The organism is Novosphingobium sp. UBA6272, from assembly GCF_002440635.1.
In the GTDB taxonomy this organism is placed as follows: domain Bacteria; phylum Pseudomonadota; class Alphaproteobacteria; order Sphingomonadales; family Sphingomonadaceae; genus Novosphingobium.
This window is the reverse complement of sequence record NZ_DJUW01000017.1, coordinates 1-24,204: the sequence shown is the minus strand read 5'-3', so window position 1 is coordinate 24,204 and position 24,204 is coordinate 1. Positions and strand designations below refer to the sequence as shown.

Here is a 24,204-nt window from a genome sequence, read left to right as displayed (position 1 = left end):
GCGGGGTGCGGGCGGACCGGGGTCCGCCCGGTTCCGTTATTCCGCGGCCTCGGCGAAATCGTCATCCTCGTCGGTATCGAGCGAGGACAATTCGACGTTGAGGCCAAGGCTGCGCATTTCCTTGACGAGCACGTTGAAGCTTTCGGGAATGCCGGCTTCGAAGGTATCGTCGCCCTTGACGATCGCTTCGTAGACCTTGGTGCGGCCGACCACATCGTCCGACTTCACCGTCAGCATTTCCTGCAGCGTATAGGCCGCGCCATAGGCCTGGAGCGCCCAGACCTCCATTTCCCCGAAGCGTTGGCCGCCGAACTGGGCCTTGCCGCCCAGCGGCTGCTGGGTAACCAGGCTGTAAGGCCCGATCGAACGCGCGTGGATCTTGTCGTCGACAAGGTGGTGCAGCTTCAGCATGTAGATGTAGCCCACGGTCACCTTGCGGTCGAAGCTTTCGCCGGTCCGCCCGTCGTAGAGCGTGACCTGACCCGAAGTGTCGAGCCCGGCCTTTTCCAACATCGCCGAAACGTCGGCTTCGCGGGCACCGTCGAACACCGGAGTGCCCATCGGTACGCCGCCGCGCAGCAGGTCGGCCATATCAACAATTTCCGCGGTCGAGCGGGCGTCGATCTCTTCGTGATACTGCGGGCCGTAAACGTCCTTCAGCTTCTCGATCACGGCAGAGGGCGGAGCCGCAGCTTCCGGGTTGGGATTGGCTTCGCGCCAATCATCCAGTGCCCCGGCGATCTGTTGGCCAAGACCGCGCGCGGCCCAGCCCAAGTGGGTTTCGAAGATCTGCCCGACGTTCATGCGGCTCGGCACGCCCAGCGGGTTGAGCACGATGTCGACCGGCGTACCGTCCGCGAGGAACGGCATGTCTTCCTGCGGCAGGATCCGGCTGATCACACCCTTGTTGCCGTGACGTCCGGCCATCTTGTCGCCCGGCTGCAGCTTGCGCTTCACCGCGACGAAGACCTTGACCATCTTGAGCACGCCGGGGGCGAGTTCGTCACCGCGTTCGAGCTTTTCCTTGCGGTCCTCGAACTTCTCCTGAATCGCCTTCACAGTCGCGTCGTACTGGACCTTGACCGCTTCGAGCTGGCCCTGGACCTTGTCGTCAGCCACCGCGAACTTCCACCATTCGTGGCGTTCGACTTCACCCAGGTTTTCCTCGGTGATGGTGTCGCCCTTCTTGAAGCCCTTCGGCGCCGCAGCGGCGACCTGGCCCAGCAGCATGTCGCGCAGGCGGTTGTAGGTCGCACGGTTGAGGATCGCACGCTCGTCCTCGCGGTCCTTGGCGAGGCGTTCGATTTCCTCGTTCTGGATCGCGCGGGTACGGTCGTCGATCTCGATCCCGTGGCGGTTGAAGACGCGCACATCGACAATCGTTCCGGCCACGCCCGGCGGCAGGCGGAGCGAGGTGTCGCGCACGTCGCTGGCCTTTTCGCCGAAGATCGCGCGGAGCAGCTTTTCTTCCGGGGTCATCGGGCTTTCACCCTTGGGGGTGATCTTGCCGACCAGGATATCGCCCGGGTGCACTTCGGCGCCGATGTAGACGATCCCGGCCTCGTCGAGGTTGCGCAGGGCTTCCTCGCCGACGTTCGGGATGTCGCGGGTGATGTCCTCCGGCCCAAGCTTGGTGTCGCGGGCCATCACTTCGAATTCGTCGATGTGGATCGAGGTGAACACGTCGTCCTTGACGATGCGTTCGCTGATCAGGATCGAGTCTTCGTAGTTGTAGCCGTTCCACGGCATGAACGCGACGAGGCTGTTGCGGCCCAGCGCCAGTTCACCCAGTTCGGTCGAGGGACCATCGGCGATGATCGTGCCGGCGTCGATCACTTCGCCAACCTTCACCAGCGGGCGCTGGTTGATGCAGGTCGACTGGTTCGAACGCTCGAACTTCTGCAAGCGGTAGATGTCGACGCCCGACTGGCCGGGTTCGATATCGCCCGAGGCGCGGATCACGATGCGGGTGGCGTCGACCTGGTCGACGATCCCGCCGCGCAAGGCGGCGATCGCCGCACCCGAATCGCGGGCCACGGTTTCTTCCATCCCGGTACCGACGAACGGCGCTTCGGCGCGAACCAGCGGCACCGCCTGGCGCTGCATGTTCGATCCCATCAGCGCGCGGTTGGCGTCATCGTTTTCCAGGAACGGAATGAGCGACGCGGCAACCGAGACCAGCTGCTTGGGGCTGACGTCCATCAGCGTCACGTGATCGCGCGGAGCCATCACGAATTCGCCGGCTTCACGGGCCGAAACCAGTTCCTCGACGAACGAGCCGTCCTTGTTGAGCTCGGCCGAAGCCTGGGCAACGGTGTGCTTCTGCTCTTCCATTGCGGAAAGGTAGACCACTTCGCCGGTCACCTTGCCGTCGATCACCTTGCGGTACGGGGTTTCGATGAACCCGTACTTGTTGACGCGGGCGAAGGTCGAGAGCGAGTTGATCAGACCGATGTTCGGGCCTTCCGGCGTTTCGATCGGGCAGATCCGGCCATAGTGGGTCGGGTGAACGTCGCGGACTTCGAAGCCGGCGCGCTCGCGGGTCAGGCCGCCCGGCCCGAGCGCCGAGACGCGGCGCTTGTGGGTGACTTCCGACAGCGGGTTGGTCTGATCCATGAACTGCGAGAGCTGCGAGGAGCCGAAGAACTCGCGCACGGCGGCCACGGCCGGCTTGGCGTTGATCAGGTCGTTGGGCATTACGGTCGACACGTCGACCGAGCTCATCCGCTCCTTCACGGCGCGCTCCATGCGGAGCAGGCCGACGCGGTACTGGTTTTCCAGCAGTTCGCCGACCGAGCGGACCCGGCGGTTGCCGAGGTTGTCGATATCGTCGACTTCGCCCTTGCCGTCCTTGAGGTTCACCAGTTCCTTGACCACCGCGAGGATATCCTCGGTCCGCAGCGTGGTGATGGTGTCTTCAGCATCGAGGCCAAGGCGCATGTTGAGCTTGACGCGGCCGACGGCCGAAAGGTCATAGCGGTCACCATCGAAGAACAGGCCTTCGAACAGCGCTTCGGCGGTTTCGCGCGTCGGCGGCTCGCCGGGGCGCATGACGCGATAGATATCGGCCAGCGCGTGATCGCGATCGGGGGCCTTGTCGGCCTTCAGGGTGTTGCGGATCCACGGACCGGTGCCGACATGGTCGATGTCGAGAAGTTCGAGCTGATCGATCCCGGCCTTGTCGAGCATGTCCAGGTTTTCGGGCGAAACTTCGTCGCCCGCTTCGATATAGATGCGGCCGGTGCTCTCGTCGATCAGGTCGCGCGCCGAATAGCGGCCGAAGATTTCCTCGGTCGGGATCAGCAGCTCGGCCAGGCCGTCCTTTTCCGCCTTGTTGGCGGCGCGCGGGCTGATCTTGGTGCCGGCGGCAAAGATCACTTCGCCCGACTTGGCATCGACGATGTCAAAGGCCGGCTTCTGGCCGCGCCAGGCTTCGGTCACATAAGGCAGACGCCAACCGCCTTCGCCGCGCTTCCAGACTACGGTCGAATAGAAGAAGTTGAGGATGCCTTCGTCGTCGAGGCCCAGTGCGTGCAGCAGCGCGGTAACCGGCAGCTTGCGCTTGCGGTCGATCCGGACGTTGACGATATCCTTGGCGTCGAATTCGAAGTCCAGCCACGAACCGCGATAAGGAATCACGCGCGCGGCGAACAGGTACTTGCCCGAAGAGTGGGTCTTGCCGCGGTCATGGTCGAACAGCACGCCCGGCGAACGGTGCATCTGCGAAACGATGACGCGTTCGGTGCCGTTGATGATGAAGGTGCCGTTCTCGGTCATGAGCGGCATGTCGCCCATGTAGACGTCCTGCTCCTTGATATCGAGGACCGAGCGGGTTTCGGTTTCGGCATCGACTTCGAACACGATCAGGCGCAGCGTGACCTTCATCGGCGCGGCATAGGTGATCCCGCGCTGACGGCACTCGGTGGTGTCATACTTGGGATCTTCGAGTTCATAGTGCACGAAGTCGAGCTCGCTGGTCCCGGCAAAGTCGCGGATCGGGAAGACCGAGCGCAGGGTCTTTTCCAGGCCCGAGACATAGCCCACCGACGGATCGGAGCGCAGGAACTGCTCGTACGATTCGCGCTGAACCTCGATCAGGTTCGGCATCTTCACCACTTCGTGGATGTCGCCGAAGATCTTGCGGATGCGCCGCTTGGCGGAAGCGCGCACGGCGCCTGCTGCGGGGGTGGAAGCCTTCTTGGCCATGGGAGGGTCTTGCCTCTTTCGCTTGAGTGCCGGAAATCCGGCGGTGAAATCTGCCACGCGCGGCGTGTGGCGTCCGCCTGACGGCAAAAAGGCCGCCTGGCGCGCGTTCCCGATTCGGGAAGCGGCCTGCAGCCTCTTGCGTCAGATGGATGTCCCGCCGCTTCCTTCCGTGCCGAACCCCCGCGCATGGGCCCTGCTTGCTCGAAGCGTCGAGCGAGGGGCGCATATAGGTGCGCAGGCCTGCGCTGTCAAACCGCCAGACCCGGCAAGCCCGCAGAATTGTGCGCATTTCGACTTTCGATGTGGTTCATATTGATTTTCGATATTATCGATTGACAATATGCCCGACGCGCCTTATTGAATGTCGATATCAAGCATATCGGAGTTCAACAAATGACCAAGACCAGCCGCCCCGCCGCCCTGTTTTTCGCTGCCGCGATGTTCGCCCTGCTGTGGGTTCCGACCCTGTCGATGCCCGCCCAGGCTGCACCCAGCAGCACCGTTGCCCTGGTCGAGCTCGCCTGAGCGCGCCCAGACCGCCCCAAGAAAGAAAGCGTCCCTCCCATGACCCTCACTCTCGCCACCCGCCTCGCGGTTGCCGCAATGGCATTCACCGCTGTCCTCACCACCTGGCATGCCACGCTGGCAGGCCCGGCCCTGGCCTGATCGCAGGCCCAGCCAACAGGGAGACCGAACATGTCGACCATACCCAAAGACCCGCTGCTTGCCATCGCCAAGATAATGGTCGTGATCGCGCAGTTCCTGGCCATCTTTGCCATCGTGATGCTCGGTATTGGCATCGGCGCCTTGCTCAGCGTCGGGCGCGCCGATCTGATGGCCGAAATCGCTGCCGCCGAAGTGCCCATGATCAGCTTCTGGTTCATCATCCTCGCCATGGTGACCGGCATGGGCCTGATGTTCCTGGGCTATCGCTTCTTCGGCGAACTGCTCGGCATCATCAATTCGGTTGGCGAGGGCGATCCGTTCCGTCCCGAAAATGCCGACCGGCTCAGCCGGATGGGTTGGATCACGGTGATCGTCCAGGCCATGATCCTGCCGGTCGCGGGGCTTGCCATGTGGCTCGCGCCCTATGCCGACAAGGTCGACAAGAAGATCCAGTTCGATGGCGGCCTCGATGGCGGCGGCATCCTGCTCACCTTGATCCTGTTCATCCTCGCCCGCGTGTTCCGCGAAGGCACCCGGATGCGCGAAGAGCTGGAAGGAACCGTGTGATGCCCGACAACCCCGAAACCGAAGGAGGCAACATCGTGGTCAAGCTCGACGACCTGCTTCATGCCCGCCGCATGACCCTGACCGAACTGGCCGAACGGGTCGACATCACCCTGGCCAACCTCTCGATTCTCAAGACCGGAAAGGCCAAGGCGATCCGCTTCTCGACGCTCGAGGCGATCTGCCGGGAACTCGATTGCCAGCCGGGTGACCTGCTTGGCTACCAGAACGGGGAGACGGCGCAGTGAACCGTCTCCCGACCTGGCGGATCGTGCTGCTTCGACTTTGTTACGCCGCCATCGCCATCGGCCTTGGGATGACCATCATCCCAAGGCTGATCTGGCTGCCCGAACCGCTTGGCTACCAGCTCGCGGCGCTGACCTGCTTCCTTGCCTCGCTCGCGCTGCTATGCGTGATGGGCATATTCCGCCCGATCGCCATGCTGCCGGTGCTGCTGTTCGAACTGGGCTGGAAATTCGTGCTGATGCTGCGGATCGCGCTGCCGGCCTGGCTGGCGGGGACGATTGCGCCCGAAATCGAGCACCTGTTCTGGGAATGCGTGCCGATCCTGATCTACGTGCCGATCATTCCCTGGGGGATCGTCTGGCGCCGCTATGGGCCGGGAAGACGCAGGATCCTGACTGAGCCGGCTGGCCACTGATCTCCGCTCCAAAAAATGGAAGGGCCGCGCTTCCCCCCGAAAGCGCGGCCCTTCGCTTGTGCCCCCGTTGCATAGGGCGGAAAAGTGTCAGAACACGCCGGGCAGCATCCGCCATCGAGTGGTTTTGGAGAATTCCAGATAGGCCGGATCCTTGCCCAGCAGGCGCTCTTCGGCCAGCAGGCGCAGGATCTGGGCCCACCACGAAAGGGCATAGATCACCAGGTTTATCAGCGACGGCATCAGCAGCATGATCCCAAGGTGGGTTGCGAAATAGCCGGCGTACATCGGGTGACGGACAAGGCGGTAAGGGCCGCTGACCTTGACCCCGCGGTTGGCCGGGGCCACGCCAAAGCTGCGGCGCAGGCTGAACTTGGCCCAGATCTGAAACAGATTGCCCGACAGGACGAGAGCTACCCCAAGCGAGGCGAACTGGGGCCAGGGGTTGGGTCCGGGCATCACCATCATCGGCAAGGCGGTGGCGGTGATCGCCAGCATCCAGTCACCGGGCCGGACCGAGATCGCCTCGGTCGGACGGCGGATCAGGACGAAGAACATCACCGTCGTTTCGGCGATCAGCAGCAGTGGAGCGAGCGGATTGGTGCTGGTCCAGACGCGCTCGACCAGGAACACCCACAAAATGAGGATCGCGATCTGCTCAAGCCGGTCAAGCCGGCGCGGGGTCAGCCAGCCACTGGGGCGCGGTGCGGGGAGGGTGTCGGACATGCGGCGGTGATCGCAGCTTATGGTTAAAAAACGGTTCCAACTGCGCAGTGCTTGCTTTGATTACGCACCCTGTCCAAGAACCGCGCAGCCGATGTGGCCGGGACGAGCAACAGACAATGCCAGACGATAGCCGCAAGGACCTGTTTGAGCATCCGGTGCAACTGCTCCGGCTGGGGCAGAAGCTGATCGAATCCGGCAAGGCAGATCAGGCGCTGACCCTGGCGCAACAGGCCCGGGCGGCCCGGCCGGGCGATCCCCTGATCGAGCGGATCGCGCGGCAGCTTCACTATTACAAGGTGCCGACCTATCACCATGGCATGCTGCGCGATCATCCGCGCAATGCGGCCTATCGCCGGGCGATCGAGGCGGTTGCGGCGGGCCGGGTCGTGCTCGACATCGGCAGCGGCTCGGGCCTGCTGGCGATGATGGCGGCGCGGGCCGGGGCGGCGCATGTCCATACCTGCGAAATGCTGCCGCAGCTTGCCGCAACCGCGCGCGAGATCATCGCCGCCAATGGCCTGTCTGACCGGATCACGGTCCATTCCTGCCATTCAGCCAAGCTTGATCGCCAGCGCGACCTGGGCGGCGGAGCGGACCTGATTATCAACGAGATCCTCGCGCATGATGTGGTGGGCGAACACATCCTTCCAGCCATGGCGCACGCCAAGGCCGAACTGACCGCACCGGGCGCGCTGGTTCTTCCGGAAAAAGCATCGGTGCGGATCGCACTGGCACAGCAGGTTCGCGAGTACGGGCCGTTGGGCGAGGTCGAGGGATTCGACCTGTCATTGTTCAACCGTCACGTCAAAGGCCAGGAGCTGCGCCGACCAGCCAGACCCGACTGCAACCTGCGCAGCGCACCCGCCGATCTCTTCGAGTTCGATTTTGCTGGCGAGATCTCGCTGGAGGGACGCGCAGAGTCGAAGCTGCTGACGGACGGCGGGCCGATCAACTGTATTGCCCAGTGGATCCATGTCGATCTGGGATCGGGCGTCATTTACGAGAACTCGCCGGAAACGAACCCCGAAGGCCATTGGCGGGTCGGAGTCTATACGGTCGATCCTGTGCTTTCGCCTCCATCCGGGACGGCCGTGGCCGTGCATGGCTGGCACGATCATCGATCGATCCAGATCTGGAGCGATCCAGCCTGACCGGCCTGCCTTGACATTCGGCCCGCGCTCCGCCATTGGCCCGCCCCGACCGGCATGTTCGCGTGCCAGTCATCCGTCCGAGACAGTTGCTGGGGGCTTCCCCCTTAATTCGCAGCCTAGACGGGGACAGAGAATTTCCGCGCCGCTGCATTTGCACCGGCCCGGCCTGGCGTTCGCGCCCTCCTTCCCCATCGCACGGACTCGCCCGTGGTGCAGTTGCACCATGGACAAACGTAGCCGGCCGCGCGGGAGCGATCCCAAGCGGTCATTTGTGAAGGAGTAAGGCATGGATCGTTCGCAAAAAGCCGAATCGGTCGCTTCGCTCAACGCGGTCTTCAACCAGGCCGGCGTGGTGGTCGTCACCCGCAACCTGGGGCTGACGGTGGCCCAGTCCACCGATCTGCGCACGAAGATCCGCGATGCGGGTGCGACCTACAAGGTTGCGAAGAACCGTCTTGCCAAGCTTGCCATTCAGGACACGAACTACGTCGGCCTCGGTGAATTCCTCACCGGTCCGACGGCGCTGGCTTCTTCGGAAGATCCGGTCGCGGCGGCCAAGGCCGTTGTCGAGTTCGCCAAGACCAACGACAAGATCGAGATCGTTGGTGGTTCGATGGGTACGCAGGTTCTGACCGCGGAAGGTATCAAGGCGCTCGCCTCGATGCCCTCGCTGGATCAGCTCCGCGCCACCCTTATCGGGCTGGTCCAGGCTCCGGCCACGAAGATCGCGCAGCTGTCGACCGCTCCGGCGGCCAAGCTGGCCCGCGTCTTCAACGCCTATGCCGAGAAGAATGCCGCTTAAGACGTTTCGTACGATTTACCGGAGACAGGGGTTCCCCGCTCCGGCCACCAATTAGGAGTGAAACATCATGGCCGATATCGCCAAGCTTGTTGAAGAACTTTCGAAGCTGACCGTTCTGGAAGCTGCTGACCTCGCCAAGGCTCTTGAAGAAGCCTGGGGCGTGAGCGCTGCTGCCGCCGTTGCCGTTGCTGCCCCCGCCGGTGGCGGTGAAGCCGCTGCCGCGGTTGAAGAAAAGACCGAATTCGACGTCATCCTGACCGGCGACGGCGGCAACAAGATCGCCGTCATCAAGGAAGTCCGCGCGATCACCGCGCTCGGCCTGACCGAAGCCAAGGCGCTGGTCGAAGCCGCGCCGAAGGCGATCAAGGAAGGCGTCAACAAGGCTGAAGCCGAAGAAATCAAGGCCAAGATCGAAGCCGCAGGCGGCACGGTCGAAGTCAAGTAAGCTTCGCTTGCAGTTTTGCGGGTGTCTTGAAGCACTCGCAGATGGAAAGGGCGGTCCTTCGGGATCGCCCTTTTTCATTCGTGGCGCGCAGACAAAAGGAAGGGGCCGAAAGCTTGCGCTTCCGGCCCCGGCGCGTCCCAGGTGCGACCCGAAGGACTGCGCTTATTTCAGCGTCTTCATATATTCGATCACTTCCTTGCGCTTGGCCGGATCGGCCAGGCCGGCAAAGGTCATCTTGGTGCCAGGCACCTTCTTCATTGGGTTGGTCAGATATTCATCCAGGGTTTTATCGTCCCAGGTGAGCTTGGCTGACTTCATCGCTTCGGAAAAGGCATAGCCGGCGATCTCGCCCGATTTGGTGCCATAGACCCCGGCCAGGCTGGGACCGACCCCATGCTTGCCCGGTTCGACTGCGTGGCAGGCGGCGCATTGCCCGAAGGCGGCAGGCTTATTGTCGGCCTCGGCAACGGTCTTGCTGGCACCTGCAGTCACGCTCTCTGCTGGCGGATTGTCTGCCGGTGAACCACAGGCGCCAAGGGCTGCAGCCAGCACGGTCGCGGCAATCATCGTGGTCAAGTGGTGCATCTTTGATCAACCCTTTCGCTGAATTTGCCGGCCATGACCGGCCCCGTTTATCTAACTCTTCCCTTCTTTGCCCGCTTTGAGCTGCACCGCAAAGTGCCAATCTTGCAGCAATCGTTGCATTTACCGCACGGTCGCATTCGAAACGCTTGGACAGGCCGCAAATCCGCTTGGCCGCTGGCAGGGCAGCCCCTATCCGAACCGGCTTCATGTCTACCAAGCCTGCCTTGTCCCCGATGCGTGCCGAACTGCGCGAGACCTTGCGCCTCGCGGCGCCGTTGGCAGCGACCAACCTGCTGCAGATGCTGGTGCATTTCATCGATGTAGCGTTCATTACCCGGCTGGGCAGCAAACCGTTGGCCGCATCGGGCCTTGGCATCGCGATTTTCGGACTGACCCTGTGGGCATTGACTGCACTGGCGACCGCCTGTGCGCCGCTGATCGCCGCCGAGCTGGGTCGCCGCGACCATGCCGTGCGCGAAGTGCGGCGTTCTGTGCGAATGGCGCTGTGGCTTGCGGTCATAACGGGCCTTGCTGGCATGGTAGTCGGATTCTCCGGGGAATGGCTCTTGCTTCTCTTTGGACAGGATCCCGTGATTTCCGCCATGGCAGGAGATTTTCTCGTGATCATCTCCTGGGCAATGATCCCGATGATTGCGGCAAGTGTGATGCGGACCTTCGTCGCCGCGCTGGGCAAGCCTGGTTATGCCACCTGGATCACCGTGCTGGCGGTCGGGGTCAACCTATTGGGCAACTGGGCGTTGGTATTCGGCCACCTCGGCCTGCCGGCGTTGGGACTGCACGGCTCTGCAATTTCTAGCGTGATCACTTCGTTGGCAATGGTCGGCGCTTATGGCCTGGTCATCCGGCTCGACCGCAAGCTGCGCCGCTATCAAGTGCTGGGGCGCTGGTGGCGGCCCGATTGGCAGCGCATGCGCGAGATTTTGCTGATCGGTGCGCCGATTGCGTTCACCGTATCGGCCGAAGCCGGGCTGTTCAGCCTGGCCGCGTTATTGATGGGAAGAATTGGCGAGGTCGAATTGGCCGCGCATATCGTGGCACTCAATGTCGCGGCGCTGGCTTTCCAGGTGCCGTTCGGGATCAACCAGGCCGCGACGATCCGGGTCGGCTATCACTTCGGCGCGGGTGACCGCGCTGCGATCGGCTATGCCGGGTGGAGTGCGATCGCGCTGTCGGTGGGCTTCATGGCCATCACCGCGCTCATCATGTTGCTGATCCCAACGGTGGTCCTGCGACTCTATGTCGACCCTGCTGCGCCTCAGAATGCGGTGCTGGTAAGTCTAGCAGTGCAATACATGATGGTTGCCGCGGCCTTTCAGCTGTTCGACGGCGCCCAGGCGGTTGCGGCCGGGGCACTGCGCGGGCTGCAGGATACCAGCATGCCGCTGGCCATCGCCCTGTTCGGATATTGGTCGATCGGCTTCACCGTCTCCTACGGGCTCGGCCTGCATACGTCGCTGGGCGGGCTGGGGGTCTGGATCGGGCTGGCGCTGGGCCTGGTGGTGGTCGCCGCGCTGCTGACCTGGCGCTGGCACCGGCGCGAGCGGCTGGGCCTGCTCCCGGCGCTCCCGGCCTGAACCTGGCCTTGCCTTGGCCCGCCCTGTCCGCCTAGGGTGCGGCAATGAGCGAAGATATTGCCCCGCGCCCGATGGTGCTTGAAGAATTCCTGCCGCTGGTCGGCAAGCGGTTTGTCGCCAATTGCGATCCGGCGGAAGTAGAGATCACGCTGTTCGATGCTTCGCCGATGAAGGATCACGGCATAGCCGCCCGGCCGCCGTTCCTGCTGATTTTCCACACCCCGCCAGAGATCCGGCTGCTCGACGGCACTTACGTGCTGAAATGCGGCAAGTGGGGGCCAGACATGGTTTCGATGTCGTCGCTGATACCCCCGGCGAACTCGCCGCCGGGGTTCTATTATCAGGCAGTCTTCAACTGATCGGCCGGATCAGCTGCGCGACGGGAAAATTCCGAACATTGCGATAACGTGGGTGATTCCCTGGTAGGGGTTGCGGATCGGCAGCGGCTGTGAGCCGCCCGCCGGATTGACCGTAACCGTGCCAGCCACATTAAGCCCGCCCAGGGCAGCGCCAGTAGCGGTTCCCGACGGAGCGTAGATGAACGGCACCGCCGTCCCGGCATTGTCCGCCGACCGGGCCAGAACGGTTCCGGCAGCCGGGGTCTGCAGGGTGGCCTTGGTCGTCGCGGCGTTCAGCGACGAAGTTGAGGCAAAGCTGGCCGTATGGTTATGGGCCGGCAGCTGGGTAGAAAGAATGGTTACATTCTCCTGTCCGGAAGCCTCACCAAGCTGGATGGTTGAGAGGCCCGCCCCCGTGCCCCAGTGCACCATCGAGCGTCCCCGCAAGTCGGGCAGAGCAAAGGTGGTCTGGCCATTGCCGCCAAATGTTGTGCCCAGAAGAGAAAACAGGGCAGTGTTCTGCGCGATGGAGACCAGCTGGCCATTGCAGAACGCGGTGTCGCGCGGGGCGAAGTTCCAGCCACCCTGGATGATCTGACCGATATAAAGACTGCTCACGGATTAACTCCCCAAAATCAGATTGCTTGGTCCGGACCGCATCAGCTGCGTGACGGAAAAATTCCTGCCGTCGCGATCACGTGGGTGATCCCGAGATAGGGGTTGCGGATCGGCAGTGGCTGCGAGCCGCCTGCCGGATTGACTGTGACTGTGCCGGCAACGTTGAGCCCGCCGAGGGCAGCGCCGGTCGCGGTGCCAGAGGGAGAATAGATGAACGGCACGGCAGTTCCGGCATTGTCGGTCGACCGGGCCAGAACCGTCCCGGCTGCCGGGGTTTGCAGGGTTGCCTTGGTCGTCGCAGCATTCAGCGACGAGGTGGAGGCAAAGCTGGCCGCATGGGTGTGGGCCGGCATTTGGGTGGACAGGATGGTGACGCTTTCCTGTCCGGCTGACTGGCCAATCTGGATGTTCGAAAGCCCGGCACCCTGCCCCCAGTGGACCATCGAGCGGCCCTGAAGATTGGGCAGGGCAAATGTGGTCTGCCCATTGCCGCCGAACTGGGTGCCGAGCAGCGCAAACAGCGCAGAGTTCTGCGAGATCGCCAGCAGTTGTCCGTTGCAAAGCGCGGAAAAGCGCGGAGCGAAGTTCCAGCCGCCCTGAAAGATCTGCCCAAGATAGATACCCGACATTGAACACTCCCCTTGTTTGCTCAATTCGATTGGCTGCGTTTTGCAACCCCGAACGGCCAAAAATTCAAGCGCGCAGATTCGCGCGGCGGAGCGACCCAAGCAGAGCTTATTCGCTGGTACCTGCCAGTCAATCGCAATCGTTGTGCCGACATCGACTATTTACAAATAAATTCGCCTCAGCCCTGCAGTTCGATCAACCGGTTTCGCATCGGCTTGAGCCAACGCTCGGCAGCGGAGATTAGCTCTGGCCCGGCAGCGGCACGCTTGCGGGCGCTGTCATCGAAGAAAACCGATCCGGGCGCCTTGGCGTCGCGCATGCTTGCTTGCCGCACCAAGGCCAGTTCGTCTGCGGCCAGGGTCAACCCAAAATGCACAGCAACCCTGGTTGGAATGGCAGTGCGGATATCCGGGTAGTCAATCACCATGCCGCCACCCAGGTGCCAATGGGCTGGCACAGCTGCGGTCACCTGCGCCAGAACGAATGAGGCAAATTCATCGTGGGGCAGGTCAGGAAGTTCATTCAGCCCGAAATAGCCTGCCGGGATCACCGATGGGACGATGTGGTGGCTGGGCATGTCTCGCAGCGAAACCAGCACTTCCACCGGATCGCGGTGCAGGTAGATCCAGTTCACTTGCGGAAGCGCCTGGCGCAGCAGCGGCAGGAACAGCGTGTGCCACACTTCCATCTTGATGAAGTGATGGTTTGCCCCGTGTCCGCGATCCCGCCCGAGCGCGGCGATGATCGCGCTGACTGCGGTTTTGGCCTGATCGAGGCCCACGCCCGATTCGGCGGACCAGCGCAGCACCGCGTCGAGCGGTTCGGGCTCTGACGAGACGGCATGGCCCGGCACGGCCCCCAGCATCTGCGCGGCCAGGGTCGAGCCGCAGCGCGACATGTGGAACACCATGCCCTGCAGTGGCAGACTGTCGTGGCTTTCGGCTCCGGCAATCAGCGCGGGAAGACCGGTCCGGATCCGCAGCAGCCAGTTGAGCGGCAGCGCGCTGGCACGGCGGACCTCGTCTTCGAAAAACGGCTGGTTCAGCGGCTGACCGCCAAACCACAGCCAGTCGAAGGCCGGGCCCTCGGGCATGAAGACCGAGCGGGTCGGCAGCCAGCCGCGCGGCGGCCAGTCGGTCATCTCGATCGGTGCAGGGCCGAACCGGCCCATCCCCAACGGGTCCGGGCGCAGCACCGCGCGGAGTTGATCTTCGCTGATAGCAATCCCGTTTTCGGAAGCGACCGCGCCGGCTGCGGCGATGAAGGCATTGGCCTCGATCTCTGCGCCCAATCGTTCCTGCAGGTCCTCGCGGGCCAGGATCAGATCGACCAGCGGATGGAGTTCTGGCGGCAGGTTGGTTCCGGCGACATTGACCGACCTTTGCACTTCCACCCGTTCCTCCCGTCGACATGCGCGACGATAGACTGGCAGGCCGATATGTCGAGCAGATCCCGCCGCGAAATTTTTGCATGCGGAGTCACCTTGACGGCACCCCGGCGCACACCCATATGCGCCTCGCTGGCACTCTCGGCCTGAGAGTGCCAAGACACATCATATTGTCCAAACTGAGAGGGAATAGACCCATGGCATTTCGTCCCCTGCACGATCGTGTGCTGGTCCGCCGTGTTGAAGCGGAAGAAAAAACCGCTGGCGGCATCATCATCCCCGATAGCGCCAAGGAAAAGCCGGCCGAAGGCGAAGTCGTCGCCGTTGGCGCCGGTTCCAAGGCCGAAGACGGAAAGGTAACCCCGCTCGACGTCAAGGCTGGCGACAAGGTGCTGTTCGGCAAGTGGTCGGGCACCGAGGTCAAGCTCGACGGCGAAGACCTGCTGATCATGAAGGAATCGGACATCCTCGGCATCATCGGCTGATCCAGCCGGGCCGGACGGATTTTTTTTGATTCTGCCACCCTGTCAACTTTGTGAACTTCCAACTGTAAGGAACACTGATCATGGCCGCCAAGGACGTGAAATTCGGACGTGACGCCCGCGAGCGCATTCTCGCCGGGGTCGATATCCTCGCCAACGCCGTCAAGGTTACCCTGGGCCCCAAGGGCCGCAATGTGGTGATCGACAAGAGCTTCGGCGCTCCGCGCATCACCAAGGACGGCGTCACCGTCGCCAAGGAAATCGAACTCAAGGACAAGTTCGAGAACATGGGCGCGCAGATGCTGCGCGAAGTCGCCAGCAAGACCAACGACCTCGCCGGTGACGGCACCACCACCGCCACCGTTCTGGCCCAGGCGATCGTTCGTGAAGGCATGACTTCGGTCGCCGCTGGCATGAACCCGATGGACCTGAAGCGCGGGATCGACCTCGCCGTGACCAAGGTCGTTGAAGACCTGGTCGCCCGCTCGAAGCCCGTTTCGGGTTCGGCTGAAATCGCTCAGGTCGGGATCATCTCGGCCAATGGCGATGCCGAAGTCGGCAACAAGATCGCCGAAGCGATGGAAAAGGTCGGCAAGGAAGGCGTGATCACCGTGGAAGAGGCCAAGGGCCTCGAATTCGAACTCGATGTCGTCGAAGGCATGCAGTTCGACCGCGGTTACCTGTCGCCCTACTTCATCACCAACCCCGACAAGATGACCGTCGAGCTGGATAACCCCTACATCCTGATCCACGAGAAGAAGCTGTCGTCGCTCCAGGCGATGCTGCCGGTGCTCGAAGCGGTGGTCCAGTCGGGCCGTCCGCTGCTGATCATCGCCGAGGACATCGAAGGCGAAGCGCTGGCGACCCTGGTGGTCAACAAGCTGCGTGGCGGGCTCAAGGTCGCGGCGGTCAAGGCTCCCGGCTTCGGCGATCGCCGCAAGGCGATGCTACAGGACATCGCAATCCTGACCCAAGGCGAAATGATCAGCGAAGACCTGGGCATCAAGCTTGAATCGGTCACGCTGAACATGCTCGGCCAGGCCAAGCGTATCTCGATCGACAAGGACAACACCACCATCGTCGACGGCGCCGGTGATGCGGCCGACATCAAGGCCCGGGTCGAACAGATCCGCGCCCAGATCGAGACCACCAGCAGCGACTACGACAAGGAAAAGCTGCAGGAACGTCTGGCCAAGCTGGCTGGCGGGGTTGCCGTGATCAAGGTCGGCGGCGCTTCGGAAGTCGAAGTCAAGGAACGCAAGGACCGCGTCGACGATGCGCTCCACGCGACCCGCGCTGCGGTTGAAGAAGGCATCGTCCCCGGCGGCGGTACTGCGCTGCTCTATGCCACCAAGGCTCTGGCCGGCATGAAGGGCGCCAACGACGACCAGACCAAGGGCATCGACATTGTTCGCAAGGCGATCACCGCCCCGCTCAAGCAGATCGCCACCAATGCGGGCCATGACGGCGCCGTGGTGGCCGGCAACCTGCTGCGCGAAAACGACGAGACCCAGGGCTTCAACGCCTCGACCGACGTTTACGAAAACCTGGTCAAGGCCGGCGTGATCGACCCGACCAAGGTCGTTCGTACCGCGCTGCAGGACGCTGCCTCGGTCGCCGGCCTGCTGATCACCACCGAAGCGGCGATCAGCGAAAAGCCCGACGACAAGCCGGCCATGGGCGGAATGCCCGGCGGCGGCATGGGCGGCATGGGCGGTATGGACTTCTAAGTCCAACCGCGCTGCACCAACCGAAACGGGGCCGGGGGAGCAATCCTCCGGCCCCTTGCTGTTGGCCGCGCGGGCGAGCAGTGTTAGCCTTGGCGGATCGACCGAAAAGGATTTCAGCCATGCACCTGCGTAAAGCTCACCTTGCCGCCCTTGCCGTACTGGGACTCGCGCTTTCCGGATGCGCGGAGACGAGGCAGCTTAGTGCCGCCAGTTATGCCGCTGCGCTGGCAGATCCGGCCCGGCCGGCCGCCGACGTGGCCCGCGATGCCGCCCGCCATCCGGGCGAACTGCTGGCCTTTGCCGGAATCAAGCCAGGACAGATGGTGGGCGACTATGTAATGGGCGGTGGCTATCTGACCCGCGTGCTGGCCGCCGCGGTCGGACCGGGCGGGCGGGTCTATGCATTTCAGCCAGCCGAGTTCATCGCCTTTCGCAAGGAATATGCGGCCGAGCAGAAGGTCGTCGATGACGCCTATGCCAATGTCGATGGGATTACCGGACCGTTCGCCGCGCCGCCGTTCCCGGGCAAGCTGGACGTGATCATCACCGTCCAGAACTTCCACGATCTTTACCTCAAACCGTTTCCGGCCGGAACCGGTGCGCGCGCGAGCAAGGCGCTGTTTGCGGCATTGAAGCCCGGCGGGACCCTGGTGGTGGTCGATCACAGCGCGGCGGCCGGCAGCGGGACCAGCCTGGCCGATCGGCTCCACCGGATCGACCGGCAGGCGGTGATCGACGAGCTGACCGGGGCCGGGTTCAAGCTCGAGGCCAGCAGCGAGCTCTATGCCCGTCCCGCCGATCCGCGTACCGCCAACGTCTTCGATCCGGTTATCCGCGGCCAGACCGACCAGTTCACGCTGCGCTTCCGCAAGCCGAAATAGGCTGGCAGAGGTCCGACCCCGGAAGATTCCGGCCTAGGGACCATCCCTTATTTCAGCCCCCCGCACGAAAAGTGCAGTTCGTCGCGCAATCCTATCCAGTGCCGGGTCCGTTAGCCAAACAGAAAGCATGATTGGGCTATCGCGTACCTCGTGACCAGGAAACGATTCACCTCTGTGCTGAGCTCGCTGGCCTTTGCCGCCGCGATGCTGGCCCCGGCGGGTGCGGCTTACGCCGACTCCTCGCTGGAGCATGAATTCGATCGGGCCTTCGTCGCCCCGGCATCGGCCCCCGCCGAAACGACCGCGCGGCCCGTCGTCCAGCCCACCTCCAGGGCGCAGGCGCTGGTCCAGCCGGCCGCGAAGGCATCGGCCCGACCGACTCCGTCGACGGTGCGGCCCTTCGTTTCCTATGGCCAGCCGCGCAGCTTCGGATCGAACTTCGAAGCCCAGCTCTATTCCGCCGCCGACGCCTCGAACGGCCGGATCGGCGTTGCGATGATCGACCTTACCAGCGGCAAGACGACAGCAGTGCTGGGCGATACCCCGTTCCCGATGGCCTCCACCAGCAAGATCGCGATTGCCGCGACCTTCCTTGACGGGGTCGACAAGGGCCGGTGGAGCCTTGATGACCAGTTTCCGCTGATGATTCCGGTCAAGTCAGCCAAATTTTCAGGTGACAAGGCCCCGGTTCGCGCCGGGCGGATGTATACCGCGCGCGAACTGATCGAACTGTCGCTGATCCATTCCAGCAACCCGGCTACCGATGCACTGCTCGCCGCAGTCGGCGGGCCCGGTTCGGTCAACCGCTGGATCCGCACCACCGGGATCGACGGCATGCGGATCGACCGCGATATCGCGACGCTGGTCCGCGACGATGGCGAATTCAATCCGGCGACCACGGTCGATCTGCGCGACAGCGCCACCCCGGTAGCGATGGCGCAACTGCTTTCCGGCCTGTTCCAGGGCCGCTGGCTCTCCTCGCGCAGCCGCGCCTTTCTGCTCTCCACGATGGAGCGCTGCCAGACCGGCAAGCGCCGGATGCGCTCGCTGCTGCCTGGCGATGCCCGGGTCGCGCACAAGACCGGCACGCTCAACAACACCGCCAGCGACGTCGGGATTATTCAGGCCCCCGATGGCCATGCCTATGCCGTGGCAATCTATGTCACCGGGCAGGGCGGACATGCCGGGCGCGATGCGCGGATCGCTTCGATCGCGCGGACGATCTATCTGAGCCAGGAAAGCCACCAGGGCGGCTCGGTCCAGATTTACGCCAACCGATAGAGCCGCACCATTAGGACGGGATGAGTAATCCCCTCACCTGCCAGCCATGCCCGGCTGCTGTCGTTTGGCGGATCTCAAGTGGTGGCGCAGACCCGGCAGTATAGATGCCAGGTGGCGTGACCCAGCACCGGTAGCACCACCAGCAAGCCCAAAAAAGCGGGCAGCATTGCCACGAACAACGCCATGGCGATGAACGCGGCCCAGCCCAGCATCACCGGACCATTGGCCTGGACCGCGCGCAGGCTCTTGATGATCGCGGTCAGAAAATCGACGTCGCGGTCAACCAGCATCGGCAGGCTGATCACGGTCACCGCGTAGAACACATAGGCTACCAAGGCGCCAATCGCGCCGCCGACCGCGAGCATCGCGAGGCCCGCATTGGTGCGGAAAATCTCTAGCGACTCCGACCCGATCCCGCTTTCGGCCAGAAAAATCGCGAAGATTCCGTGGGCCAGGATGATCCAGAAGGTGAAGCCGACGAAAACGAAACCGCCCATCATCAGCAGCTGATCGTCCCCCCGTCCGCGCAGCGCGCCCAGTACCGCGCCCCAGCCCAGCGGCAGCCTCGCCTCGCGCCGGCGGCTGACTTCGTAAAGCCCGACCGCAGTGAACGGCGCCACCAGCGGAAAGCCCGCCGCCACAGTCAGCAGCAGGCCGCTGCCGCCGCGCGCGGTCAGCGCCCAGGCCAGCGCCAGCCCGGCCGCGACATAGATCGCGCCAAAGAACAGGCCGTAGATCGGATGGGCCAGGAAATCGCGCCAGCCGGCGGCGAGCGCCGCGCGAAGATCGGCCAAGGCTAGGTCATTTGCCACCGCGATCTGCGGATAGGGATTGGTGGGCGTTTCAGCCATCGGCATTTCTCCCGCTTGCAACTTGCCAGTCCGGGCCTCCACGTCTTTGATGTGTGTCAAGAATTGGATTTCAGGTGTTGGCAGGCATGCACCCCCGCCTTGCCAGCGGCCAGCGCCATGCTTATCCGCCGACCATGACCATTCAGCCTTCCGATTCCATCCTCATTGTCGATTTCGGCAGCCAGGTAACCCAGCTCATCGCCCGACGGGTGCGCGAAGCGGGGGTCTATTCCGAGATCGCCCCGTTCAGCCACGCCGCCGCCGCGTTTCAGCGAATGCAGCCCAAGGGGATCATCCTGTCGGGCGGGCCGGCTTCGGTGCTGGACGAGGATGGCCCCAGGATTCCGCAGGAAATCCTCGACAGCGGGCTGCCGATCATGGCGATCTGCTATGGCCAGCAGGCGCTGATGCACCAGACCGGCGGCGAAGTGCTGCGCGGTGACAGCGGCGAATTCGGCCGCGCCTTTATCGAGATTTCGGACCGCTGCGCGCTGTTCGACGGCCTCTGGGCGACAGGCGAAACCCACCAGGTGTGGATGAGCCATGGCGACAAGGTGACCGCGCTGGCCCCCGGCTTCCGCGTGGTCGCGTCCAGCCCAGGCGCGCCCTTTGCCGTCGTCGCCAATGACGAAAAGCGCATCTACGCGATGCAGTTCCACCCCGAAGTGGTCCACACCCCCGACGGCGGCAAGCTCTACAAGAATTTCGTGCGCCACGTCTGCGGCCTCGCCGGGGACTGGACCATGGCCGAATTCCGCAAGACCAAGATCGAGGAAATCCGCAAGCAGGTCGGCAAAGGCCGGGTGATCTGCGGGCTTTCGGGCGGGGTCGATTCGGCGGTCGCCGCAGTGCTGATCCACGAGGCGATCGGCGAGCAGCTGACCTGCGTCTTCGTCGATCACGGGCTGATGCGGCTGGGCGAGGCCGATCAGGTCGTTTCGCTGTTCCGCGGCCACTACAACATCCCGCTGGTCCACAAGGACGTCAGCGCGCTGTTCCTTAATGGCCTGGCCGGGGTGACCGACCCTGAAGCCAAGCGCAAGTTCATCGGCAAGACCTTCATCGACGTGTTCGAGGAAGAGGCCCGGCAGATTGGCGGGGCCGACTTCCTCGCCCAGGGCACGCTCTACCCAGACGTGATCGAGTCAGTCTCGTTCACCGGCGGGCCGAGCGTCACGATCAAGAGCCACCACAATGTCGGCGGCCTGCCCGAACGGATGAACATGCAGCTGGTCGAGCCGCTTCGCGAACTGTTCAAGGACGAAGTGCGCGAGCTTGGCCGCGAACTCGGCCTGCCCGACATTTTCGTCGGCCGCCACCCCTTCCCCGGCCCGGGCCTCGCGATCCGCATCCCCGGCGAAGTGACCCGCGAACGCTGCGACGTGCTGCGCAAGGCCGACGCGGTCTACCTCGAGGAAATCCGCAATGCCGGGCTTTACGATGCGATCTGGCAGGCCTTCGCGGTGCTGTTGCCGGTCAAGACCGTCGGCGTGATGGGCGACGGGCGGACTTACGACAACGTCTGTGCGCTGCGGGCGGTGACCAGCACCGACGGCATGACCGCCGACATCTACCCCTTCGACGCCGCCTTCCTCAGCCGCGTCGCGACCCGGATCATCAACGAGGTCAAGGGGATCAACCGGGTGGTCTACGACTATACCTCGAAACCGCCGGGGACGATTGAGTGGGAATGATTTTCACCTCTCCAGAAGGGTCCGATGGTGCGAAATACTACGATGTAAAGCACTGAACTAAAACAACTTCCATTCATTGACATTCAGCGACAATCGGTGGGCAGCGTTCGAAATTCGCGGCCGCGCTGACGGTATCGCTTGCTCTTGCCACCCCCAAAATCGCTCGTTACCGTCAGGGTCACAACAGCCCCTGACGGTCAATTTTTTTGCTAACAATCGGAAAAGCCTGTGCTTTTTCGAACTGGAGAGGCGCGTTTTGGGCTGACGGTCAAAAAGAAAGGAGTATGCAGCCATGCTGACTGATACGGCCCTTAAAAGCCTGAAACCCAAAGACAAACCCTATAAGGTAACCGACCGCGACGGCATGTATGTTCGGGTCGGGACAAACGGCACAATTTCATTCCGTTACGACTATCGGATGCACGGACGGCGCGAGACAGTGACCTTCGGGAAATACTGTGCTTCCGGTCTCTCGCTTGCTCGCGCCAGGGAGAAGTGCATCGACGCCAAGCGGATGGTCCAGGAGGGACTTTCGCCCGCCATCGAGAAACAGCGGGACAAGCGTAGGATCAAAGAAGCAAAGAGCTTCGGCGAGTTCGGCGAGAAATGGCTGACCGTTGGGCCGATGGCCGACAGCACGCGCGCCATGCGCCGCTCGATCTTTGAGCGCGAATTGGTGCCAAACTGGCGCAACCGGCTGCTGGCCGAGATAACGCCCGGCGACCTGCGCGCGCACTGCCTTGCGATCGTTGATCGAGGTGCACCAGCCACCGCGATCCATGTTCGTGACATCGTGAAGCAGATCTACGGCTTCGCAATCCTGCATGGCGAGAAGATCGCCAACCCGGCTGATGAGGTTGGTCCATCGTCGATCGCAACGTTTGTCCCCAAGGACCGCTCGTTGACGCCTTCTGAAATCCGGGTGCTGTTTCGGTGCATCGAGAAGGTAGCGACGCTGCCGACCATCAGGCTCGGCATGAAGTTCTTTCTGCTGTCGATGGTCCGCAAGAGCGAGTTGCAGGATGCGGTCTGGGCCGAGGTTGATTTCGAGAACGCGGTCTGGTCGATTCCCAAAGAACGGATGAAACGATCAAAGGCCCATAACGTCTATCTGTCACAGCAAATGCTCGACATCCTGATCGCGCTCAAAACCTGCGCGGGCAATTCGCGATACTTGCTGCCATCGCGCTACGATGCTGATGCCCCGATGTCGCGCGCGACCTTTAATCGGGTGACCTACTCGGTCGTCGATCAAGCGCGGAAGGACGGGCTGCCGCTTGAGCCTTTCACGGTCCACGATCTACGCCGCACCGGCTCGACGCTGCTTAACGAGCTCGGCTTCAACAGCGATTGGATCGAAAAGTGTCTGGCGCATGAAGATGGCCGTTCGTCGCGCGGCATCTATAACAAGGCGGAGTACGAGATGCAGCGTCGCCACATGATGCAGGAATGGTCAAACACGATCGATGCCTGGATTGCGGGTCAAAAATATGCGGTCACGTCCGTCAATGAGGTGTAATTTGGGGTGTGGTCACCGGGCTGCATGGTCAGGCGGCCTTGGGTGTAATCTGTAGCGGCTGAGCCTCCTCGATCATTGGTGTGGCAAGGGCTGCCATGCCCTCGATCTGCATGTAGCGGTGCTGGAGCTGCCACTCGTCATTCTGCTCGAGCAGGACGGCGCCGACGAGTCGGATGATGCTGTCCTCGTTGGGGAAGATACCGACGACGTCAGCACGGCGCTTCACCTCCTTGTTCAGGCGCTCCAGCGGATTGGTGCTGTGCAGCTTGACCCGGTGCTGCTCGGGGAAGGTCATGTAGGCCAGGACATCGTGCTCGGCGTCGTCCATGCAGGTTCCCAGCTTCGGCCAGCGGGTGCGCAGTTGGTCGGCGACCTGGCGCCAGACCTGGGTAGCGGCCGCATGATCGGGCTGGAGGAAGACCTGCCGGATGGCGGCGGCGACCACGGTGTTCTGCCCCTTGGGCACGTAGGCCAGTGCGTTGCGCATGAAGTGGACGCGGCAGCGCTGCCAGGTGGCGCCGAGCACGCGGGTGATCGCCGCCTTGAGCCCCTCGTGGGCATCGGAGATGACCAGCTTCACTCCCTTGAGGCCGCGGCGGGCCAGGTCCTTGAGGAAGCTCGACCAGAACGGCTCGGCCTCGCTGGGACCGATGTGCAGGCCGACGATCTCGCGCTTGCCCTCGGTGTTGACCGCGACCGCTATTATCGCCGCGACACTGACGATACGGCCGCCCTCGCGGACCTTGAGGTAGGTCGCGTCCAGCCAGAGGTAAGGCCAGTCGCCCGCCAGCGGCCGCTTGAGGAAGGCGTGCACGCGTTCGTCGATGTCCTTGCACAGCTTCGAGACCGAAGACTTGGAGATGCCGGTCATGCCCATGGCCTGAACCAGCTCGTCGACGCGCCGGGTGCTGACGCCGGCGATCCATGCTTCCTGGATCACCGAGACCAGCGCCTTCTCGACGGTCTTCCTGGGTTCCAGGAAGCCAGGGAAGTAGGCCCCGGTCCTGAGCTTGGGGATCTTCAGGTTGAGCGTGCCGAGCCGGGTGTCGAGGCTGCGCTCTCGGTAGCCGTTACGCCAGGTCGTGCGGTCGCCGGATCGCTCGTGTCGGCCGGCGCCGATCACGCCGTCGACATCGGCCTCCATGATCAGCTGCAGCACGCTCTCGGCAATGCTGCGCAGGAAATCGCTGTCTCCGGTCTTCGCCATCAGCTCGGCAAGCGGTAGTCTGTCTTCGGTCATCGGGATCAACTCCTCGGGTGGGTGTGACGTGTGGAAACTCCACCTTACCGATGAGCCCGGTGGCCACCGAGATCGAAACTGCTGGTGGTGGGGCATGCCCCACCACCAGCAGCACCTAAATCTCCACCGAAAATTACACCACGAGCGCGGACGCTAAC

23 protein-coding genes are annotated in these 24,204 nt (G+C 63.2%); 15 read left to right on the top strand and 8 right to left on the bottom strand.

Annotated elements, in window-relative coordinates; translation table 11 throughout:
- Positions 1 to 36: 36 nt before the first annotated feature.
- Positions 37 to 4,206, bottom strand: coding sequence for a DNA-directed RNA polymerase subunit beta (gene rpoB, locus B2V17_RS09065; RefSeq protein WP_292997027.1), 4,170 nt, complete (start codon positions 4,204 to 4,206; stop codon positions 37 to 39).
- Between the two features lie 393 nt (positions 4,207 to 4,599).
- Between rpoB and B2V17_RS09060 the strand changes: the two genes are divergently transcribed.
- The 4 genes from B2V17_RS09060 (at position 4,600) to B2V17_RS09045 (ending at position 6,097) form a co-directional block, all read left to right on the top strand.
- Positions 4,600 to 4,731, top strand: a complete 132-nt coding sequence (locus B2V17_RS09060; RefSeq protein WP_292997026.1) for a hypothetical protein — start codon at positions 4,600 to 4,602, stop codon at positions 4,729 to 4,731.
- 171 nt (positions 4,732 to 4,902) lie between these two features.
- Positions 4,903 to 5,439, top strand: coding sequence for a DUF2975 domain-containing protein (locus B2V17_RS09055; RefSeq protein ID WP_292997025.1), 537 nt, complete (start codon positions 4,903 to 4,905; stop codon positions 5,437 to 5,439).
- Complete coding sequence (locus tag B2V17_RS09050; RefSeq protein ID WP_292997024.1) at positions 5,439 to 5,684, top strand: helix-turn-helix domain-containing protein; 246 nt, start codon at positions 5,439 to 5,441, stop codon at positions 5,682 to 5,684. Before B2V17_RS09055 ends, B2V17_RS09050 begins: the two co-directional genes overlap by 1 nt.
- Positions 5,681 to 6,097: a hypothetical protein gene (locus B2V17_RS09045; protein ID WP_292997023.1), complete on the top strand. Its 417-nt coding sequence runs from the start codon at positions 5,681 to 5,683 to the stop codon at positions 6,095 to 6,097. The genes B2V17_RS09050 and B2V17_RS09045 overlap by 4 nt, the downstream gene beginning before the upstream one ends.
- An 87-nt stretch (positions 6,098 to 6,184) precedes the next feature.
- Here the strand turns inward: B2V17_RS09045 and B2V17_RS09040 are convergent, their stop codons facing one another.
- Positions 6,185 to 6,820 carry a methyltransferase family protein gene (locus B2V17_RS09040; RefSeq protein WP_292997022.1) on the bottom strand — a complete coding sequence of 212 codons (636 nt, stop codon included), beginning with the start codon at positions 6,818 to 6,820 and terminating at the stop codon, positions 6,185 to 6,187.
- A 116-nt stretch (positions 6,821 to 6,936) separates the two neighbouring features.
- Between B2V17_RS09040 and B2V17_RS09035 the strand changes: the two genes are divergently transcribed.
- The 3 genes from B2V17_RS09035 (at position 6,937) to rplL (ending at position 9,218) form a co-directional block, all read left to right on the top strand.
- Positions 6,937 to 7,971, top strand: a complete 1,035-nt coding sequence (locus B2V17_RS09035; RefSeq protein ID WP_292997021.1) for a 50S ribosomal protein L11 methyltransferase — start codon at positions 6,937 to 6,939, stop codon at positions 7,969 to 7,971.
- A 286-nt stretch (positions 7,972 to 8,257) separates the two neighbouring features.
- A complete protein-coding gene (gene rplJ, locus B2V17_RS09030) occupies positions 8,258 to 8,773 on the top strand; it encodes a 50S ribosomal protein L10 (protein ID WP_292997020.1) in 516 nt (171 codons plus the stop codon).
- A 67-nt stretch (positions 8,774 to 8,840) separates the two neighbouring features.
- Entirely contained in the window at positions 8,841 to 9,218 is a 378-nt protein-coding gene (rplL, locus tag B2V17_RS09025) for a 50S ribosomal protein L7/L12 (protein WP_292997019.1), read from the top strand.
- A 162-nt stretch (positions 9,219 to 9,380) separates the two neighbouring features.
- Here the strand turns inward: rplL and B2V17_RS09020 are convergent, their stop codons facing one another.
- Positions 9,381 to 9,803 (bottom strand): c-type cytochrome, encoded by a 423-nt coding sequence (locus B2V17_RS09020; protein ID WP_292997018.1) that lies wholly within the window; start codon positions 9,801 to 9,803, stop codon positions 9,381 to 9,383.
- Positions 9,804 to 10,009: 206 nt separating this feature from the next.
- Between B2V17_RS09020 and B2V17_RS09015 the strand changes: the two genes are divergently transcribed.
- Together B2V17_RS09015 and B2V17_RS09010 are read left to right on the top strand one after the other, a co-directional pair.
- Complete coding sequence (locus B2V17_RS09015) at positions 10,010 to 11,398, top strand: MATE family efflux transporter (protein ID WP_292997017.1); 1,389 nt, start codon at positions 10,010 to 10,012, stop codon at positions 11,396 to 11,398.
- 44 nt (positions 11,399 to 11,442) lie between these two features.
- Positions 11,443 to 11,757, top strand: coding sequence for a DUF6916 family protein (locus tag B2V17_RS09010; protein WP_292997016.1), 315 nt, complete (start codon positions 11,443 to 11,445; stop codon positions 11,755 to 11,757).
- Positions 11,758 to 11,766: 9 nt separating this feature from the next.
- On the opposite strand, the gene B2V17_RS09005 is transcribed toward B2V17_RS09010, so the two are convergent.
- The 3 genes from B2V17_RS09005 to B2V17_RS08995 form a co-directional block, all read right to left on the bottom strand.
- Positions 11,767 to 12,354, bottom strand: a complete 588-nt coding sequence (locus tag B2V17_RS09005) for a phage tail protein (RefSeq protein WP_292997015.1) — start codon at positions 12,352 to 12,354, stop codon at positions 11,767 to 11,769.
- 41 nt (positions 12,355 to 12,395) lie between these two features.
- Positions 12,396 to 12,983, bottom strand: a complete 588-nt coding sequence (locus tag B2V17_RS09000; protein ID WP_292997014.1) for a phage tail protein — start codon at positions 12,981 to 12,983, stop codon at positions 12,396 to 12,398.
- 176 nt (positions 12,984 to 13,159) lie between these two features.
- Positions 13,160 to 14,374, bottom strand: coding sequence for a hypothetical protein (locus tag B2V17_RS08995; RefSeq protein WP_292997013.1), 1,215 nt, complete (start codon positions 14,372 to 14,374; stop codon positions 13,160 to 13,162).
- 191 nt (positions 14,375 to 14,565) lie between these two features.
- Between B2V17_RS08995 and groES the strand changes: the two genes are divergently transcribed.
- The 4 genes from groES to B2V17_RS08975 all read left to right on the top strand — a co-directional run bounded on the left by groES (position 14,566) and on the right by B2V17_RS08975 (position 18,742).
- Complete coding sequence (gene groES / locus B2V17_RS08990) at positions 14,566 to 14,853, top strand: co-chaperone GroES (protein ID WP_292997012.1); 288 nt, start codon at positions 14,566 to 14,568, stop codon at positions 14,851 to 14,853.
- A gap of 80 nt (positions 14,854 to 14,933) precedes the next feature.
- Entirely contained in the window at positions 14,934 to 16,580 is a 1,647-nt protein-coding gene (groL, locus tag B2V17_RS08985; protein WP_292997011.1) for a chaperonin GroEL, read from the top strand.
- Positions 16,581 to 16,699: 119 nt separating this feature from the next.
- Positions 16,700 to 17,461, top strand: a complete 762-nt coding sequence (locus B2V17_RS08980; protein ID WP_292997010.1) for a class I SAM-dependent methyltransferase — start codon at positions 16,700 to 16,702, stop codon at positions 17,459 to 17,461.
- Positions 17,462 to 17,611: 150 nt separating this feature from the next.
- Positions 17,612 to 18,742, top strand: a complete 1,131-nt coding sequence (locus tag B2V17_RS08975; RefSeq protein WP_292997009.1) for a serine hydrolase — start codon at positions 17,612 to 17,614, stop codon at positions 18,740 to 18,742.
- 74 nt (positions 18,743 to 18,816) lie between these two features.
- Here B2V17_RS08975 and B2V17_RS08970 read toward each other — a convergent pair whose 3' ends face one another.
- Positions 18,817 to 19,593, bottom strand: coding sequence for a DUF2189 domain-containing protein (locus B2V17_RS08970; protein WP_292997008.1), 777 nt, complete (start codon positions 19,591 to 19,593; stop codon positions 18,817 to 18,819).
- Between the two features lie 134 nt (positions 19,594 to 19,727).
- Here B2V17_RS08970 and guaA point away from each other — a divergent pair, with 134 nt between their 5' ends.
- Positions 19,728 to 21,287, top strand: coding sequence for a glutamine-hydrolyzing GMP synthase (gene guaA / locus B2V17_RS08965; RefSeq protein ID WP_292997007.1), 1,560 nt, complete (start codon positions 19,728 to 19,730; stop codon positions 21,285 to 21,287).
- A 292-nt stretch (positions 21,288 to 21,579) separates the two neighbouring features.
- Entirely contained in the window at positions 21,580 to 22,806 is a 1,227-nt protein-coding gene (locus tag B2V17_RS08960) for a tyrosine-type recombinase/integrase (RefSeq protein ID WP_292997006.1), read from the top strand.
- A 28-nt stretch (positions 22,807 to 22,834) separates the two neighbouring features.
- Here B2V17_RS08960 and B2V17_RS08955 read toward each other — a convergent pair whose 3' ends face one another.
- Complete coding sequence (locus tag B2V17_RS08955) at positions 22,835 to 24,046, bottom strand: IS256 family transposase (protein WP_058456888.1); 1,212 nt, start codon at positions 24,044 to 24,046, stop codon at positions 22,835 to 22,837.
- Positions 24,047 to 24,204: the final 158 nt, after the last annotated feature.